The sequence below is a fragment of the Bradyrhizobium sp. BEA-2-5 genome (assembly GCF_032918025.1).
GTDB classification, from domain to species: domain Bacteria; phylum Pseudomonadota; class Alphaproteobacteria; order Rhizobiales; family Xanthobacteraceae; genus Bradyrhizobium; species Bradyrhizobium pachyrhizi.
In genome coordinates this window covers 6930042-6945389 of record NZ_CP136629.1, presented here as the reverse complement: position 1 = coordinate 6945389, position 15348 = coordinate 6930042, and the positions used below count along the sequence as shown (strand labels likewise).

General features: G+C 58.7%; 9 protein-coding genes and 4 pseudogenes. 11 read left to right on the top strand and 2 right to left on the bottom strand.

Features of this window, described 5'->3' with window-relative positions:
* Positions 1 to 961: 961 nt before the first annotated feature.
* From RX327_RS32470 to RX327_RS32450, 5 genes and pseudogenes are all read left to right on the top strand, one after another.
* Positions 962 to 1723: a hypothetical protein gene (locus RX327_RS32470; RefSeq protein ID WP_317248284.1), complete on the top strand. Its 762-nt coding sequence runs from the start codon at positions 962 to 964 to the stop codon at positions 1721 to 1723.
* 740 nt (positions 1724 to 2463) lie between these two features.
* Complete coding sequence (locus tag RX327_RS32465) at positions 2464 to 3243, top strand: SDR family NAD(P)-dependent oxidoreductase (protein ID WP_317248283.1); 780 nt, start codon at positions 2464 to 2466, stop codon at positions 3241 to 3243.
* Positions 3244 to 4411: 1168 nt separating this feature from the next.
* Positions 4412 to 4777: a hypothetical protein gene (locus tag RX327_RS32460; RefSeq protein ID WP_317248282.1), complete on the top strand. Its 366-nt coding sequence runs from the start codon at positions 4412 to 4414 to the stop codon at positions 4775 to 4777.
* A gap of 502 nt (positions 4778 to 5279) precedes the next feature.
* Positions 5280 to 6529 (top strand): annotated as a pseudogene (ltrA, locus tag RX327_RS32455) (group II intron reverse transcriptase/maturase).
* A gap of 79 nt (positions 6530 to 6608) precedes the next feature.
* Positions 6609 to 7089: pseudogene (locus RX327_RS32450) on the top strand (IS630 family transposase); the annotation flags it as partial.
* A gap of 180 nt (positions 7090 to 7269) precedes the next feature.
* Here RX327_RS32450 and RX327_RS32445 read toward each other — a convergent pair.
* Together RX327_RS32445 and RX327_RS32440 are read right to left on the bottom strand one after the other, a co-directional pair.
* Positions 7270 to 7605: pseudogene (locus RX327_RS32445) on the bottom strand (transposase); the annotation flags it as partial.
* Positions 7606 to 7763: 158 nt separating this feature from the next.
* Positions 7764 to 8869: pseudogene (locus tag RX327_RS32440) on the bottom strand (IS630 family transposase).
* A 242-nt stretch (positions 8870 to 9111) separates the two neighbouring features.
* Between RX327_RS32440 and RX327_RS32435 the strand changes: the two are divergent.
* The 6 genes from RX327_RS32435 (at position 9112) to tesB (ending at position 15335) form a co-directional block, all read left to right on the top strand.
* Positions 9112 to 9876: an SDR family NAD(P)-dependent oxidoreductase gene (locus RX327_RS32435; RefSeq protein WP_317248281.1), complete on the top strand. Its 765-nt coding sequence runs from the start codon at positions 9112 to 9114 to the stop codon at positions 9874 to 9876.
* Between the two features lie 54 nt (positions 9877 to 9930).
* Entirely contained in the window at positions 9931 to 11034 is a 1104-nt protein-coding gene (locus RX327_RS32430; RefSeq protein ID WP_317248280.1) for an ABC transporter substrate-binding protein, read from the top strand.
* Positions 11035 to 11157: 123 nt separating this feature from the next.
* Complete coding sequence (locus tag RX327_RS32425) at positions 11158 to 12285, top strand: ABC transporter ATP-binding protein (protein ID WP_410712102.1); 1128 nt, start codon at positions 11158 to 11160, stop codon at positions 12283 to 12285.
* A 130-nt stretch (positions 12286 to 12415) separates the two neighbouring features.
* Positions 12416 to 13192, top strand: a complete 777-nt coding sequence (locus RX327_RS32420) for an ABC transporter permease (RefSeq protein WP_317248279.1) — start codon at positions 12416 to 12418, stop codon at positions 13190 to 13192.
* Positions 13192 to 13983, top strand: a complete 792-nt coding sequence (locus tag RX327_RS32415; protein WP_317248278.1) for an ABC transporter permease — start codon at positions 13192 to 13194, stop codon at positions 13981 to 13983. Before RX327_RS32420 ends, RX327_RS32415 begins: the two co-directional genes overlap by 1 nt.
* Before the next feature lie 440 nt (positions 13984 to 14423).
* Complete coding sequence (gene tesB / locus RX327_RS32410; RefSeq protein WP_317248277.1) at positions 14424 to 15335, top strand: acyl-CoA thioesterase II; 912 nt, start codon at positions 14424 to 14426, stop codon at positions 15333 to 15335.
* Positions 15336 to 15348 lie beyond the last annotated feature (13 nt).

The window sequence follows — 15348 nt, the reverse complement described above, 5'->3', positions numbered from 1 at the left end:
AACTGCCACCGCTCGCCCGCTCCTGCATTCGGCGCAGAACGGACGCCACAGCCACGTGGCGAATATGAGACGCGGCGACTGACCGGTCATAGAATGGAACGCGTCGGACTATCGATAGCTTCGCAAGTCCTTTGGCCCGCCCCGACCTTTCGCGCAGCATGAACAGTCGAGGTAACCGGCAACGAGATACGGTCTGGCGGAGCGGGAAGCGATGGGCTATCGGCTGCTGAGTTTGTGAGCCGATGTGAGCTTCCATGTCTGCGCCCAGTTCTGGAACCAGAACGTTCCATAGGATCGAAGCGCGCCGACATCTTACGGTAGCGCCGGGGCAACTTCGTCGACGCTGTTCGGACGAGCCAAGGTGTAAGCCCTGACGAAGACCTGTAGCCTGGCGCGACCATTTCGGCGGTCACCCGCCGAGCCGGCATTCTCGCGTCGCAACTGTTCGCCTGGCGGTGCTCGCCTATGGTCGAGAAGGTGGTCCACGCCGACGGCCCGTAAACGCCAGACGTGGCCGGCCCTGGTTGACGCCTCCGCCACGTATCCTCGTCCGACACATAAGAAGCGGACGTGCCCGCTAATCAAACATCATCCGGCAGGTGGGGTAACCTACGCGTTCCGCCGCTTCTACCGTAGCCAATACAAATACTGCCTACTCGAGCAGGTAGTACTTCAATCCTCGCTACTGATGTACGATCAAGTGTCAACTCGACGTTAGTGCATCGTAATCAAATCCGTCGCGCCTGTCTCGATTCCTTCAGGTGGTGCACGATCAACGCCTTTGGGACTACTAAAGGATCTATAGGATGTCTCGATGAAACGGATCCGATTGTACCATAAACTGTGCGTTGCATCGTCCTGCTCGCGCCGCACATGCAAATGACATTCTTGTTCGCTTGCGGTGCGGCCGACACAACTGTCGCCGTCATGCACTTGTCTATTGCGAAAAGGATACCCACAGATGATCGATTTTCGTCACTCTCACAGGAAGCGGTTCGCCTCGTTGAAGCCTGAACAGTCGATCTACGGTGCTCCTGTAGGCATCTTGCAGCTCGATCGCGACCGCTTGCCCGGCATCCGGCCTTACATTCCGGGGAGTGTTGGCAACGCCAGTACGTGGAGCGTCCCTGTCCTCTACAAGGCGGTGCCTAACCTTCAGAATGTCGCCGAAATGACGGCGACCGTGACGCAAGCCGCAGCTGGGCTAGTACTCGAAGGTGCGCAACTGATCACCTCTAACTGCGGGTACATGATCCGATATCAAGAGGCAGTGCGCGCCGCAGTTGACGTGCCCGTGCTTCTATCCAGTCTTCTCCTCGCGCCGTTCCTCGAACGAATGCTTCCGCAAAAAAAAGCGCTGGGCATCATTACAGCGAGAGCGTCCTCGTTGAGCCCGGAATTGTTTGAAGCAGCCGGGCTGCTAGTCAACTCCAAGCGTGTGGTCGTCGCTGGACTTGAAAACGCTCCGGCGTTCGCGGCCTCTTTTCTTAATCCTAGCGGTGATATGGACGTCGCCGCAATAGAGACCGAAACGGTGGATGCGGCGGTGAGGCTACTCGATGACAGGCCGGACATAGGGATTCTGTTGCTAACGTGCTCCGAGCTGCCACCTTACGCGGCCGCGGTCCAGCGGTCGATCGGCATTCCGGTCTTCGACTACACCTCTATGGTCGAGTTCTTCATTGGCGGACTAACACGCAAACCGTTCACCGGACTCCTCTAGCGGACTCTCAACGAGTCACAAGCAGCGTGAAGATGGTGCAGCCAGAGCGGACGCGGCACCGGTTCGATGGATAGCCAAGCAACGGCGCGACGCTCAGCGTTAGGTTTCTCTGGGCATGAGCAGCGCGACGCAGTTATCTGGCGGCAACCTCCTCGAACAAGGTCCTGATTCGTCCGTTCCCGCGGGCGGGCTCGTAAACAGTATCATGTCTCCTTTGCCTCCATTGGGCTGGTCGTGATCACTATCCGTCGCTGTGATATGGTGACAGCAGATGCTTGGCTGTAGAGTGTGTGTGCGCATGAGGCGCTTGATCGTTTTGTCGCTGACGGTCAATCCTGCGCTGCAGCTGGTTGGCGTATCGCGGATACGGGACGCTATGCGAATCTCATATGTAGTACGCGCGGCGGCACCTATAGAGCTCAACCAGCGTTTGCTTGCAGCGGCTCGCGCGGCGGCGCCGGCTAGAAGAAGGCGCGTCGGACGGCGTATGATGCCAAAGTTTGCAGTTTGCAGCAACCCGTTACGTCCGCTCGTGGTAAAATCCTAGGGTCGAGATGCAGCTCACGCATCTCCGAAATGTACGCCCGTCTACCGCGTCCAGGCGTTCATGCAGCCCTCATGCACAAACGAGAAGTGCTTTCACGCGATCGTCACAAAGCGCGGTGGCCACGGGGGAGCAGATTTCTGATTTATGTTAGAACACAAGTGTCTTCGTTTGCGCGATTGGGAAAGGGAAACGAATGACCAAGAGTGAATCCAAGAGCCACGGACAGCAACACCACACGCGTGGATGGTCGCTTGAGGGGCAAGTTGCGTTAGTCACCGGGGCGTCCGGCGGGCTCGGAAGGGCCATCAGCAGCGAACTGCGCGAACGCGGGGCGGACGTATACGGTGCAGGTATTGCGAGCGAGGGGGTCTTCCACGCGGATCTCGCCACTCCAAGTGGGAATCGGGACATAGTCAACTATGTCCTAGCAGCCGCTGGACGTCTCGACATCCTTGTCTTGAATGCCGGGTGTCAATTCGTCGCACCGATCGATCAGTTTCCGGACGTTGAATGGGTGCGTCTTCGAAGCGTGATGCTGGACGGACCATTCTTCGCAATGAAGGCGGCGTGGTCGGCATTGACGAGACTCCCGGGCGGCCGGGTTGTGGTCACGGCATCTACGGCGAGCTTTGGCGGGGCGGCTGGGAAAGCTGCGTACACCGCTGCAAAGCACGGGGTTATCGGTCTGGTCCGTGTGGCCGCCTTGGAGGGCGCGGCGCATGGTCTGACTGTCAATGCAGTCGCACCGGGCTGGATGGATACCAGGATGATGCGTGCTCAGCTTGAGGTTCAGGCGACAACTATGGGCGTGAGCACGAATGAGGCCGTCGCGCGCTTCGGCGCTGCGCAGCAAGTCAAGCGCTTCGTCGATGTTCGTGAGGTCGCGGCAGTCGTTGGCTTTCTTGCGAGCCCCTGTGCCTCTGGTATCAATGGTGAGTGCGTCACCATCGACCTTGGCGCCAGCGCCCGATAACAACGCTAGCGGCATCCGCATGCTCTCGGCGCAGTTGCGGGATTCACTCCAGCATCAGCACCGCTGACAAAGGTAGCAACGGTCGGCGGCAACGATAACGGGCCACTTTATGCGTAATTTCGACCATCCGTGGACGCGCGAGAGTCATCTGGTAGTGGCAAAGATAGCCATGAACAATCCAAAGCATATCGATCGTCAACTAGGTTAAATCGTGATCAGCTGGAGCGTGTGCAAGCCTAACGCGCTTCGCTCGCGCCCGGCTAAGAAGATGCAGCCGAAGACCACTCTCCCGCTGGGTCACAGCAACGATCTCGTTATTTCCAATGCACTTAGGGTGTGGGCGCGCTATCTAGGGCATGTTGTTTTTACCAGAATCGGGATTGAACGAAGCCGCTGCCGCGGCGTAGAGCTTCATGGCGAACGGCCATCGCGCTGCCAAACTCGCCCTTTGCCTCAAACTTCTCGATCGTGAGCGGACAGCGCCAAACGATGGCGAGCCGTCGCCTGTGGATTCGGACGCTCTGACGTGGGCCAAGGTTCCCGCCTGTCCTGATTGTGGTGGCGTCATGCGCATCATCGAGCGCTTTCGACACAGCTGCAGCCGGTCCAACCCTCGAACCCCACCGTTCCGATGCGACACATCGTGAGCCAGTTCGTGCCCTGCACGACGATCATCATTCCCAGCGTCTCGATCATCGCCGACGCTGTCGAAGCCGTGCGCCACACCGCGCGACGACAACCATTCAATGCAGCGGGCCATCGATCGCGACCGCCTGCAAAACGCTCCCGGTCTCAAATTGCCGCGATGCGCAACCAGCACGTCTCCGCTTCAGATACAAAGTCTGCCGATAGCTACTTGCGATCTCAGACAATCCCCATAGCCTCACCACCGTGCCCACCCTTCGGCGCCTTCGTTCAATCCGGCTTCAATGAGGTCGCGTCATAAGCGCCTGCCGCGCCCCCGCGTGAGCGCGACCTCACAGAACCCTCCAGATTCCCAGAGGGGAAGATTTTTGATTCAAGCTCCATGCTGGGGAACGGGGGCCAGCATGGATGACGCGCCCTATTCGGAAGACATTCGCGAACGCGCACCGGCTCGGGCTGATGCGGGCGAGACCGTCCGCTCGATTGCCGAAGCGCTTCGGATCAGTCCCTCCTGTGTGACGAATTGGAAGAACCTAAGGGGGAGACTGGCGGCGTTTCGCCGGGCAAGATCGGCGGTCACAAGAAGCCGGTTTTGTCGGGCAGCAATGCCACTGGTAAACGCATTCGCTCGGGGCCGTTCACCTTGCGGAAGCTGACACAGGAACTGGCGGCGCGCGGGATCAAGACAGACGTACGGGCGGTGTGGACGTTTGTTCACGCCGAAGAACTGAGTTCAAAAAAGACGATCCGGCCGGCCGAACAAGACCGCCCCGATATCGCGCGTAACCGGACGCGCTGGAAGGTCCATCGGGGCAGAATCGACGCTTCGCGCCTGGTCTTCATCGATGAGAGTGTGCTGCAGACAGCGGAAGGAGTTCAAATGAACTAAGACCGATGGTGAAGCTGCGAGAAAGATGGGGGCGGGCCCCCGAGATCAGCTTTCAGGGGCGGGTCTCAAACCAATCCGAGCTGCTGCGGTAAAGAGCTGTGGTGGTGAGCGTCGGATCAGAAGTTCGGAATATACCGAGCAGGTGAGTGTCCGAAAGACGAACGAAAGTGAACCCTCCTGAGACGCGTCGTTATTAATTCAAGTGTCGTCAAAACCAGGACCGTCTCGTCAACCTGGGACACGTCCGCCAGATGCCTGACGACTGGGCGGGCGGCGACCGGCGTAGAGGGGGCGTGAGTCGGACACAGGCTTTCGCGTGGAACTGCAGGAACCAGGCTCTTGATGCCAAGGGAGAAGCGCAAGCGGTGCCAACCGCGAGGCGGGAGTACCGATGCAAGAGACTGGGGCGGACCGATCCGTAGGAGCGTTGAGGGCCCTGTAATGGGGACGGAGCAAAGGGATCGGGTCAGGTAGTCGTACTCTTGGACCAACTGGAAACAGGATGACTTCGAACAGTGCGATAAACAAGCCGTTCTCGATTGAGAAGCGGCGAGTGTACGAAGCGTACAAGGCGGTCAAATCCAATCGCGGAGCGGCTGGAGTGGACGGACAGACCTTCGAGATGTTCGAGAAAGACCTTGCAGGGAATCTCTACAAGATCTGGAATCGGATGTCGTCGGGGGTGTACTTTCCACCTCCGGTGCTCGCCGTCTCCATTCCAAAGAAGACCTGCGGCGAAAGGACTTTAGGTGTGCCCACTATCAGCGATCGGATGGTGGTCAAACGGATGATTGAGCCGGAACTGGAATCCATCTTCCTGCCGGACTCTTACGGTCACAGGCCAGGAAAATCGGCTCTGGACGCCGTGGGCGTCACGCGTCAGCGGTGCTGGAAATATGATTGGGTCCTGGAGTTCGACATCAAAGGACTGTTTGACAATCTCCCGCATGATCTTCTTGCTGAAGGCGGTCCGGAGACACGTGAAATGCAAATGGGCGCTGCTCTACATCGAAAGATGGCTGACGGCATCAAGGGAAAAGGACGGGAAGCTCGTTGAGCGGATCCGCGGAACCCTCAAGGGGCGTGATCAGCCCAATACTGGCCAATCTGTTCCTGCATTATACGTTTGATCTCTGGATGGCGCGGACACATCCCGACCTTCCTTGGTGTCGGTATGCCGATGACGGACTGGTGCACTGCCGGACCGAGCAAGAAGCAGAAGCCATTAAGGCGGAGCTTCAAGCGAGGCTGGAAGTGTGCGGACTTCAGATGCATCCGACGAAGACGCAGATCGTTTACTGCAAGGACAACAGGCGTCGACGAAGGTATCCGAGGATCAAGTTTGACTTCCTCGGATATCAGTTCAGGCCGCGGCAGGTGGCAACGTCACAGCGGAAGGAGTTCTTCTGTGGGTACACCCCGGCGGTCAGTCCGACAGCTTTGAAGGCCATGCGAGCGACGATCCGAAGCTTGCACATTCCTCGGCAAACGCCGGGGACGCTGGCTGAGATCGCCCAACAGATCAATCCGCTCCTCCGGGGGTGGATAGGTTATTACGGCCGGTTCAGTCGTTCGGCGCTGTTCTCTCTGGTCGACTACGTCAATCAGAAGCTGAGGGCGTGGATCATGCGAAAGTACAAGCGCTTCCGGCTCCACAAAACCGGTGCTTCGCTGTTCTTGCGAAAGCTGGCTCGGAATAATGCGGAGCTGTTCGTACACTGGCAGTTGTTCGGGACGACCACGTTCACCTGATGGGAGCGGTGTGAACCGAGAGGCTCACGCACCGTTCTGCGAGAGGCCGGGGGTGAAAATCCCCCGGCCTACTCACCCGTGGATCAAGACCAACATGGCGCCGCTGCGCGGCTGGGGGCGGGCAGCGTTTCCAAGCAGCTGCGCCTTTCGGCCATTGGAAGACCATGACCTTCATCGCAGCGCTGCGCCAGACCGGATCAGCGCGCCGTGGGTCATCGACGGCCCCGTCAATGGCGAGCTGTTCACCCTGTATGTCGAACAGGTGCTGGCACCTACCCTGGCAAAGGGCGAGCTCGTCATCCTCGACAATCTCGGCTGTCGCAAGGGCAAATCGGCGCGCAACGCCATCCGCGCCACCGGTGCCCATCTGCTCTTCCTGCCGCCCTACAGTCCCGACCTCAATCCGATCGAGCAGGTCTTCGCCAAACTCAAACACCTGATGCGAGCCGCACAGCCTCGCGACGTCGAGACCTGGCGAAAGGTCGGCCGAACTCCTCGATCTCTTCTCCAGCGAGGAGTGCGCCAACTACCTCAAAAACTTAGGATATGCTTCCGTATAAAAACAGCACGCTCTAGGATTGCAGTTGCGTTCTTGTTGCTTGGGGCGCGGCCGCGATTTTTGGGGCAGTGCCCGAGTACGGATGACCACCAGTATGGCGAAAGGCAGGCATGACGAGTGAGACATGGCGATGCCAGCCATCTGGGAGCGGGTTTCGTTGTGATCAGCACCAGATCGTTCGAAGCCGTCCTCGACTTCCAAATCCGCACGACGCCTTGCCTTGCTTCAAAAAAACACACTTGTCGATAACCACAACCGTGTCCTCACGGCAAAGCGTTTGCAGCGCGCACTCTCGTACGATATCGCGGAGCGCGTCGGTATCGCATTGTCCCCGGACAAGGATCGCTTGCTGGCGCCTGGGACCCTAATCACCGGCGGCCTCCGCCCTCATCCGGCCCGTCTTGCGCGCCTCGTTGCCCAACAATCTATCAAGAGATCGCTGCGCTAAGATCGCGACCCGCTCCTGCGTGAGCAGCAGAGGAATTCGTTGGTTGGCCTCTCGCAACAAAGGAAGCACAGCATCAACGTATCTTCGACCGAGACGCCACCAATCATCAGATCCGAATGATGTTCGCCATTGATCAGAATCCTCAAGAGAACCAACTGTAAGCTACCCACCGCGATGCCGGGTGGCCATTCGAGCCAAATATCACGCGATCGCCTAGTCACGTGAATCTAAAGTTCGCCGCATAAAGTCTGCTGGGCTTTGTGGCAGAAGCGTTTGACGGAAGCCAAGATCTGGTCTGCAGACTTGGTCCATTTGAAGGGCCTCGGGTTATTGTTGTGCAGTTCGATGAAGGTACGGATGTCGGCCTCGAGCTGTCTGACGGAGGTGTGAACACCTCGCTGGATCTGCTTTCTGGTGAGTTCAGCGAACCAGCGCTCGTTCTGATTGATCCATGACGCGGAAGTCGGCGTAAAGTGGACATGGTTGTGCGGCCGGCGAGCGAGCCACGCCTTGATCTTAGGTGTCTTGTGGGTGGCGTAGTTGTCCATGACGATGTGGACCGCAAGCCCCTCGGGGATTTGAGCGTCGATTTCCTTGAGGAACTTCAAGAACTCGACCGCCCGATGACGCTTGTAGCATTTGCCAATGACAAAGCCGGAAGCGACATCGAGCGCGGCAAACAGTGTGGTCGTGCCATGTCGCACATAACTGTGCGTGCGACGTTCTGGCATCCCAGGCATCATCGGCAAGACCGGCTGCTCGCGATCGAGTGCCAGGATCTGGCTTTCTCATCAACGCTGAGGACAACGGCTCGGTTCGGTGGGGATAGATAAAGGCCGACAATGTACCTTGTCGACGAACAGTGGATCGCTCGACAACTTGAATGTCTGGCTACGGTGCGGTTGCAAGCTGAACGCCGACCACATTCGGCGGATCGTGGTGTGGGAAAAGCCAGTTTCCGCAGCCATCGAGCGGATCAACCAGTGCGTCGCGTCGGCCGGCGTCGTACGCAATGTCCGCTCGATTACCTCAGCAACCTGATCGTCGTCGATGGTGCGAGGGCGGCTCGGGCGGGCTTCATCAAGCAGGCCATCACAGCGATCCTTCTAAAAAAACCGACGGCGCCACTTGCCAACGGTGTGTTCATGGATGCCGAGTTCAGCAGCCACAGACTTGCTTGGCAGGCCATCCGCACATCGCAGGATCGCGCGGCATCGCTCAGATAGCACCGCGCGACACGATGACGACGAACTTGCCTCTCTAGGTACGTGCGCTCCTGCGGACTGAGCACTAACGGCGCGATCGGCCGGCCTCTCACACCTGCATTCCCCACAAGCGCTCTCCTCTACAAAGATTCGAGCCATCAACTAATGTGATGAACTTGCGTTCCAGATGACTAGAGTGCGATTTCATTGAAGTGGCAGCTTCTAAACTGCAGAAGTGTCTACCTTTTGCAGAAATGCCCCGATCTCAAGCCAACTTTTAGCGTATTTATACGAGAGCGGCCTTCTACGATCGTAGATGGCGCAGACAACAATCTAAATCAAGTTGCGTCTTGAGGGAGGGGAGAAACGGATGGCCGAGCTGGTTCCGAATGGCGACGAACAGAAATCTCGAGCGGGTGGATACTCGCTCGATCGTCGTGTCGCGCTGGTGACTGGAGCGGCTGGAGGGTTGGGAAAGGCCATCGTTAGGGAATTGCGCGAGCGCGGGGCTGACGTGCACGGCGCGGACGTCGCTGGCGAGGACGTCTACCACGCGGACCTTGCCACTCCGAGCGGGAATCGGGACATGATCAGCCATGTCCTTGCCTCTGCTGGGCGCCTTGACATCCTTATCTTGAATGCCGGCTGTCAGTTCGTTGCGCCGATCGATCAATACCCGGATACTGAATGGGAGCGTCTTCGTGGCGTCATGCTCGACGGACCATTCTTCGCAATAAAGGCGGCGTGGTCGACATTGACAAAATCCCCGGCGGGGCGGGTTGTGGTAACAGCATCGACTGCGAGCTTTCTTGGGTCATCGGGTAAGGCGGCGTACACGGCCGCGAAGCACGGAGTTCTTGGTCTGGTCCGAGTGGCTGCATTGGAGGGAGCGCCGCATGGCCTCACGGTTAATGCGGTCGCGCCGGGCTGGATGGATACCGGAATGATGCGTGATCAGTTGGAGGTTCAGGCGGCAAGCATGGGTGTGAGTACCGATGAAGTTGTCGCGCGCTTCCGTGCGGCGCAACCGGCGAAGCGCTTCGTCGACGTTCGTGAGGTTGCGGCCACCATTGGCTTCCTCGTCAGCCCAGATGCTTCAGGGGTCAACGGCGTGTGTGTCCCCATCACATCGTAGCGCAACAAGAAACGGATTCCATGAGTCGTACTGACGTGATGTAGGGAGGCGTCAATGGGTAAGCATACAGTCCACATCAATCGCCGCAGCGCCGTCGGCCTGATCTCCGCAGCGCTTGCGGCGCCGTTCGTCCTCCGATCGGCGAGCGCGCAGTCCGCGTTGCCCGAGCAGACTACTGTGCCCGACATCCTCAGGGGATCGGGGGAGGTCCGGATTGCGACTTACGGTGGCGCAACGCAAGAAGCACAGCAGAAGGCTTGGTACGAACCATTCGAGAAAGCGACTGGGATCAAGGTTCGCCTCTTCCCCGGCACCAACGCTGTAAAAACGAAAGCGATGGTTGATACCGGCAATATCGAATGGGACCTGATCGACACCAGTCGCCAGGGGATCCTGCAGCTAATGAAGGTCGGCGATTACTTCGAGAAGATCGATTACTCGCTGATCGACGATGGTCTCCCCAAGGAGTTTCGCTTCGAATACGGGGTGGAGGAGATGATTTGGGCCCAGGTGATGGGTTACCGCACCGACGCGTTCAAAGGCGCTGTGCCTGCAAGTTGGGCAGATTTCTGGGACCTCGACAAGTTTCCGGGCGATGGGGCCATGTACGGTAACGCTACTAACCCAGAGTTGGAGTTCGCGCTGATGGCTGCGGGGGTGCCTGCCGACAAGCTCTATCCCATCGACGTCAGCAAGGCGCTGGCCAGTTTCGATAAAATCAAGAAGCGAGTGGTCAAGTGGTGGACCACCGGCGCTCAGCCACCGCAGATGCTGATTGATCGCGAGATTGTCATGACTTCCGTCTGGAATGGCCGCATGTCGGCGTTGATCGAGCAAGGTGCGCCGGTGGCGATCAACTGGAATCAAGGTCTATTGAGGCGCAATGCCTGGGGCGTGCCCAAGGGTGCCAAGAACAAAGGCAACGCCATGAAGCTGATCGCCTATTCGCTCATGCCCATTCCCCAGGCGCGCTTCGCGATGCTAATTCCGTACGGCGCTACAAATCCGGCGGCCAATAGATACATTCCTCCACAGCGATTGGCGATGCTGCCGAGCGCGCCGGAAATCCAGAAGCAACTCGTATTCTTCAACGAAGAATGGTGGGTCGAAAATGGCAGCGCAGTCCAGGAGAAGTTCAGTAAGTGGCTATTGGGCTAGCCATTCCTCCTGAAGAAGCTACGGAGAGGCTTCGCACGTCACGGAGATCGGTATGTTAAACACATGCTGATCTCGGCAAGTTATCATCAGCAAGGCCCCCGCTGGCCGATCTAAAGATTTTTCATGGATCAAACGTTAGAGTCTTCGATGAGGCCCCGAAATGACAATCGCGACCGGGGCGCTTCAGTATCGCTCGTCAATCTGGAGAAGAGCTATGGTCCTGTCGTCGCCGTGGCGGGGGTCTCGCTCGATATTCGGTCCGGCGAGTTCCTGACCCTGCTCGGCCCTAGTGGGTCGGGAAAGACCACAACGCTCATGATGATTGCGGGTTTCGAGAGCCCGACCAGCGGCGACATCGCCATTGACGGCAGGTCGGTTGTCGCCGTACCACCTTATCGCCGTAACATAGGTATGGTCTTCCAGAATTACGCTCTCTTTCCGCACCTCACCGTGGCCGAGAACATCGGCTTCCCATTAAAGCAGCGTGGGGTCCCGAAGGCGGAGCGGACCAAGCTGGTAGGCGAAGCACTCGAGCTGGTGCGGCTGCCTGGCTATGGTGAGCGCCATCCGCGTCAGCTGTCTGGTGGGCAACAGCAACGGGTGGCGGTGGCCCGGGCCATTGTGTTCAAGCCGCGGCTGCTATTGCTGGACGAGCCCTTGGGCGCGCTCGACAAGCAGCTGCGCGAAAACCTGCAGATCGAGGTGCGGCGTTTGCACGCCGAGCTGGGTATCACCTTCGTTCTCGTTACGCACGACCAGGACGAGGCGCTCACCATGTCCGACCGCATCGCCGTGATGAACGATGGAAAGGTGGCGCAGATCGGTCGACCAGAGGATCTCTACGACAGGCCCTGCAGTCATTTTGTCGCGGGGTTCATTGGCCAGTCCAACTTCATGCCGGCGGTCGTGTGCGGCATGGAGGAGGGTGTTGTGGTGGCCAAGTGCCAGGGCATCCTGGTGCGGGCTGTTGCCTCGCAGCCTCCTGCGATCGGCGCCGAGGTTAGTGTGACGACGCGCCCCGAACGACTGCGCTTCGCCGACACCACTGTTGAAACGGGACCTTCCGTCAACCGCATGAGTGTCACTGTGGTTGAAGCCGCCTTTGCCGGAGAACGCTGCCGTTATCTGCTGAAGTCTGACTGCGGAGCGTCGATGGTGCTAAAGGAAGCGTCGAGTGCCACAATCCGCCGCCGAGCAGTCGGAGAGCGCACAGAGATTGCCTGGTCAATTGCGGACACGATCCTTGTCTAGGAAACCCATGTCCGAGGTGATCATGACAGCCCCCTTAGCTTCTCCTATGAAGCCTAGGGACTTCTCCTTAAGGAATCGCGCGCTCCCATGGATCATTCCATGGCTGCTCGCTGGGCCCCTGTTGGTCTACATGACGGTGTTCTACGCTGTCCCCGTTGTGACCATGCTGCTGCGCAGCCTCAACGATCCGACCTGGTCGCTCGGCCATTATGCATCGCTGTTCAGCGATGCAGTCTTCCTCAGGGTCTTCTGGATCACGCTCCGCACTGCGTGGGTTGTCACGCTCGGGTGTCTGGTGCTGGGATATCCGGTGGCACTCTCGTTGTCACGCGCGCGTTCGAGCGCGCCTATTATCATGATCATTGTCCTGCTACCGTTCTGGACGTCAGTGCTGGTGCGCAGCTACGCTTGGATGGTGCTGTTGGGTCGTCACGGTGTAATCAACGAGGCACTGCTGGCGCTCGGCCTACTCGAACAGCCGCTAAGGCTGCTTAACACGACAATGGCAACACACATTGCGATGATCCACATCCTGCTGCCCTATATTATTCTGCCGATTGCCAATTCCCTGCGGCAGATCGATCCCTCGCTGGAGCGAGCCGCTTCGGGCCTCGGCGCCACACCCTTGGGTACCTTTCGCCAAGTCACTCTTCCGTTGTCGATGCCCGGCGTGGCGGCCGGTGTAATGCTGGTCTTCGTGCTGGCGCTAGGCTTCTACATCACGCCGGCATTGGTGGGAGGCTCGGCCGACATCTCGCTGTCGATCCTGATCGCGCAGCAGGTGGAATTGCTCAATTGGGGATACGCGGCCACTCTCTCGGTCGTGCTGCTTGCGACCGCATTGACCCTGATCGGCATGGCTCAGCTTGTGCCCGGCGTAGGCAACGCATTCAGGATGAGCAGGTGATGACCGCGGCCCGTTTCCTTCTTCAAGCGTTAGTGGCGCTCCTCCTGCTGTTCCTGGCGCTGCCGATCGTCGTGGTGGTCGTAGTTTCCTTCTCCTCGGTGTCTTATCTCACGTTCCCGCCGCCCGGCTTTGGCTTGAGATGGTACGAGGCCTATTTCGGCAGTGCAGATTGGCTTCAATCAACTTGGCTGAGCCTCTGGGTAGCGGCGGCTGTCGTGGCGCTTTCAACCATCCTGGGAACATTTGCCGCGATTGGTATCGCGCGCCTGCCGAGAGGCATAAGGACGGTCGCGACTGGCCTGATCCTTTCGCCAATGATCGTACCGGGCATCGTCGTCGCGATTGGCATCTACTATTCCTTTTCGCGCTACGGCCTGGTGGGCAGGCCGGGAGCCGTTGTATTGGCGCACACCTGCTTTGCCGTGCCGTTTGTCGTGACGAGTGTAAGCGTAAGCTTAGCCGGAATTGACCCCAGGCTCGAGCAAGCGGCCTTGAGCCTTGGTGCGACGCCTAGCGCTACTCTGCTGCAAGTCACGTTACCGCTTATCCGGCCCGGCGTCCTTGTCGGCGCGCTATTCGCCTTCCTCACATCATTCGATGACGTGATCGTTACTCTGTTTCTCTCCGGATCCGGCGCCGTGACTCTGCCACGACGCATGTGGGATGATCTACTCTTCCAGATCGAGCCCACGATCGCGGCCGTGTCAACGCTCACGACCATCCTCACTGCTTCGATTCTCGCCGTTGCGCACCTTCTGCGCAGGCGCGCCGAGCAGCTCAGGAACCAGTGAACCGCCTGTCCCAGTGAACGTTGGTCACCTGTGTCTCGGGCAATGATTAGCTTTACCCCACGATGGCGGGAGAGAAAGTACAATTGGGATGTCCAGACTAGGATAATGCGCTGGCCTGCCACCAATGAGCGCGATCCAGGGTCGTTTGCAAGAAGTATCGGAAACAAATGGGTTTCGTCCAGGACTACTCACGGGTCGCGCCGAGACCAGATTCCGCATTGCTTACTCGCGCCAACTCGAGGATGGCTGGTCATGTGGATGGGACTTCCATTCCTGGAGAGAGTCGAACGGCTTCGGTTCGGACTAAGCTGCAAGGGCGTGCGTTCGCGGAGCGACAGTCGAGTGTCTCCCGATGGTAGGGCCGAGAGAGAGCCGAAACTCGCTTCTTTAGCTAACTCGGTGGGGCGTCAAACTCATTTCGATATTGGCTTCCGATTTACATGACCCTTCACAGTGACTCACCTGCTTCATTGAAACATGTGCTTGACGTTCTCGAGCCCGAACGTGTCGAGACAGACCGGTTCCGCGGTCGCAGTGTGGACCTGAAGTGGGGATACGTGTTCGGTGGACAGTTCGTTGCCCAGGCGCTGGCGGCTGCCGAACAGACAGTTCGTGAGGATCAGGCCGCTCATTCGGTGCACGGCTATTTCGTGCGATCGGGCGACGAGCACCAGCCGATCATTTACGAGGTGGAACGAATTCGCGACGGAATGAGCTTCTCCACGAGGCGCGTGGACGCGGTTCAGGACGGTCGTACCGTTTTTACCATGACAGCCTCATTCCAGCACAAAGAGGTCGGATTCGAGCATCAGGACCTTATGCCGCAGACGCCCGGACCTGAGGGACTCTTGTCGCAGGCACAGATTGCTCGCAAGTACATGGATAAGATGCCGGACGCGGCTCGCGAGCAATTGTTGTTGGAAGGTGCGATCGAGATCCGTCCAGTAGATCCCATCGACATCTTGAACCCACAAGCAAAGCCGCCGCAGCGCAGCGTTTGGTACCGTGCCGTGGGCGCGCTCCCGGATCGTCCGGCCCTTCACCGGGCCCTGCTCGCCTATGTATCGGATTTGAACCTCTTGTCGACGGCCATGCGGCCGCACGCCACGACATGGGTTACTCCCGGCATCCAATCCACCAGCCTCGACCACGCCATCTGGTTCCACCGTCCCTTCCGAATGGACGACTGGCTCCTGTTTGTTATGGACAGCCCATCGGCAAACGGCGCCCGCGGCTTCGCCAGCGGCCGCTTCTACACTCGGGAGGGACGTCTCGTGGCCTCGGCCGCTCAAGAAGGGCTGATACGTGTGCGACCCAAGGCGAAGTCAGCAGTGAATAACAGATCGTCCTAGCAGAAGCGACAAA

Excerpts from the sequence above, each read along its gene's own strand:
- RX327_RS32425 (WP_410712102.1), top strand. The coding sequence starts at position 11,158 with ATGGATCAAACGTTAGAGTCTTCGATGAGGCCCCGAAATGACAATCGC.
- RX327_RS32430 (WP_317248280.1), top strand. The coding sequence starts at position 9,931 with ATGGGTAAGCATACAGTCCACATCAATCGCCGCAGCGCCGTCGGCCTG.
- tesB (WP_317248277.1), top strand. The coding sequence starts at position 14,424 with ATGACCCTTCACAGTGACTCACCTGCTTCATTGAAACATGTGCTTGAC.
- RX327_RS32420 (WP_317248279.1), top strand. The coding sequence starts at position 12,416 with ATGACGGTGTTCTACGCTGTCCCCGTTGTGACCATGCTGCTGCGCAGC.
- RX327_RS32470 (WP_317248284.1), top strand. The coding sequence starts at position 962 with ATGATCGATTTTCGTCACTCTCACAGGAAGCGGTTCGCCTCGTTGAAG.
- RX327_RS32415 (WP_317248278.1), top strand. The coding sequence starts at position 13,192 with ATGACCGCGGCCCGTTTCCTTCTTCAAGCGTTAGTGGCGCTCCTCCTG.
- RX327_RS32435 (WP_317248281.1), top strand. The coding sequence starts at position 9,112 with ATGGCCGAGCTGGTTCCGAATGGCGACGAACAGAAATCTCGAGCGGGT.
- RX327_RS32465 (WP_317248283.1), top strand. The coding sequence starts at position 2,464 with ATGACCAAGAGTGAATCCAAGAGCCACGGACAGCAACACCACACGCGT.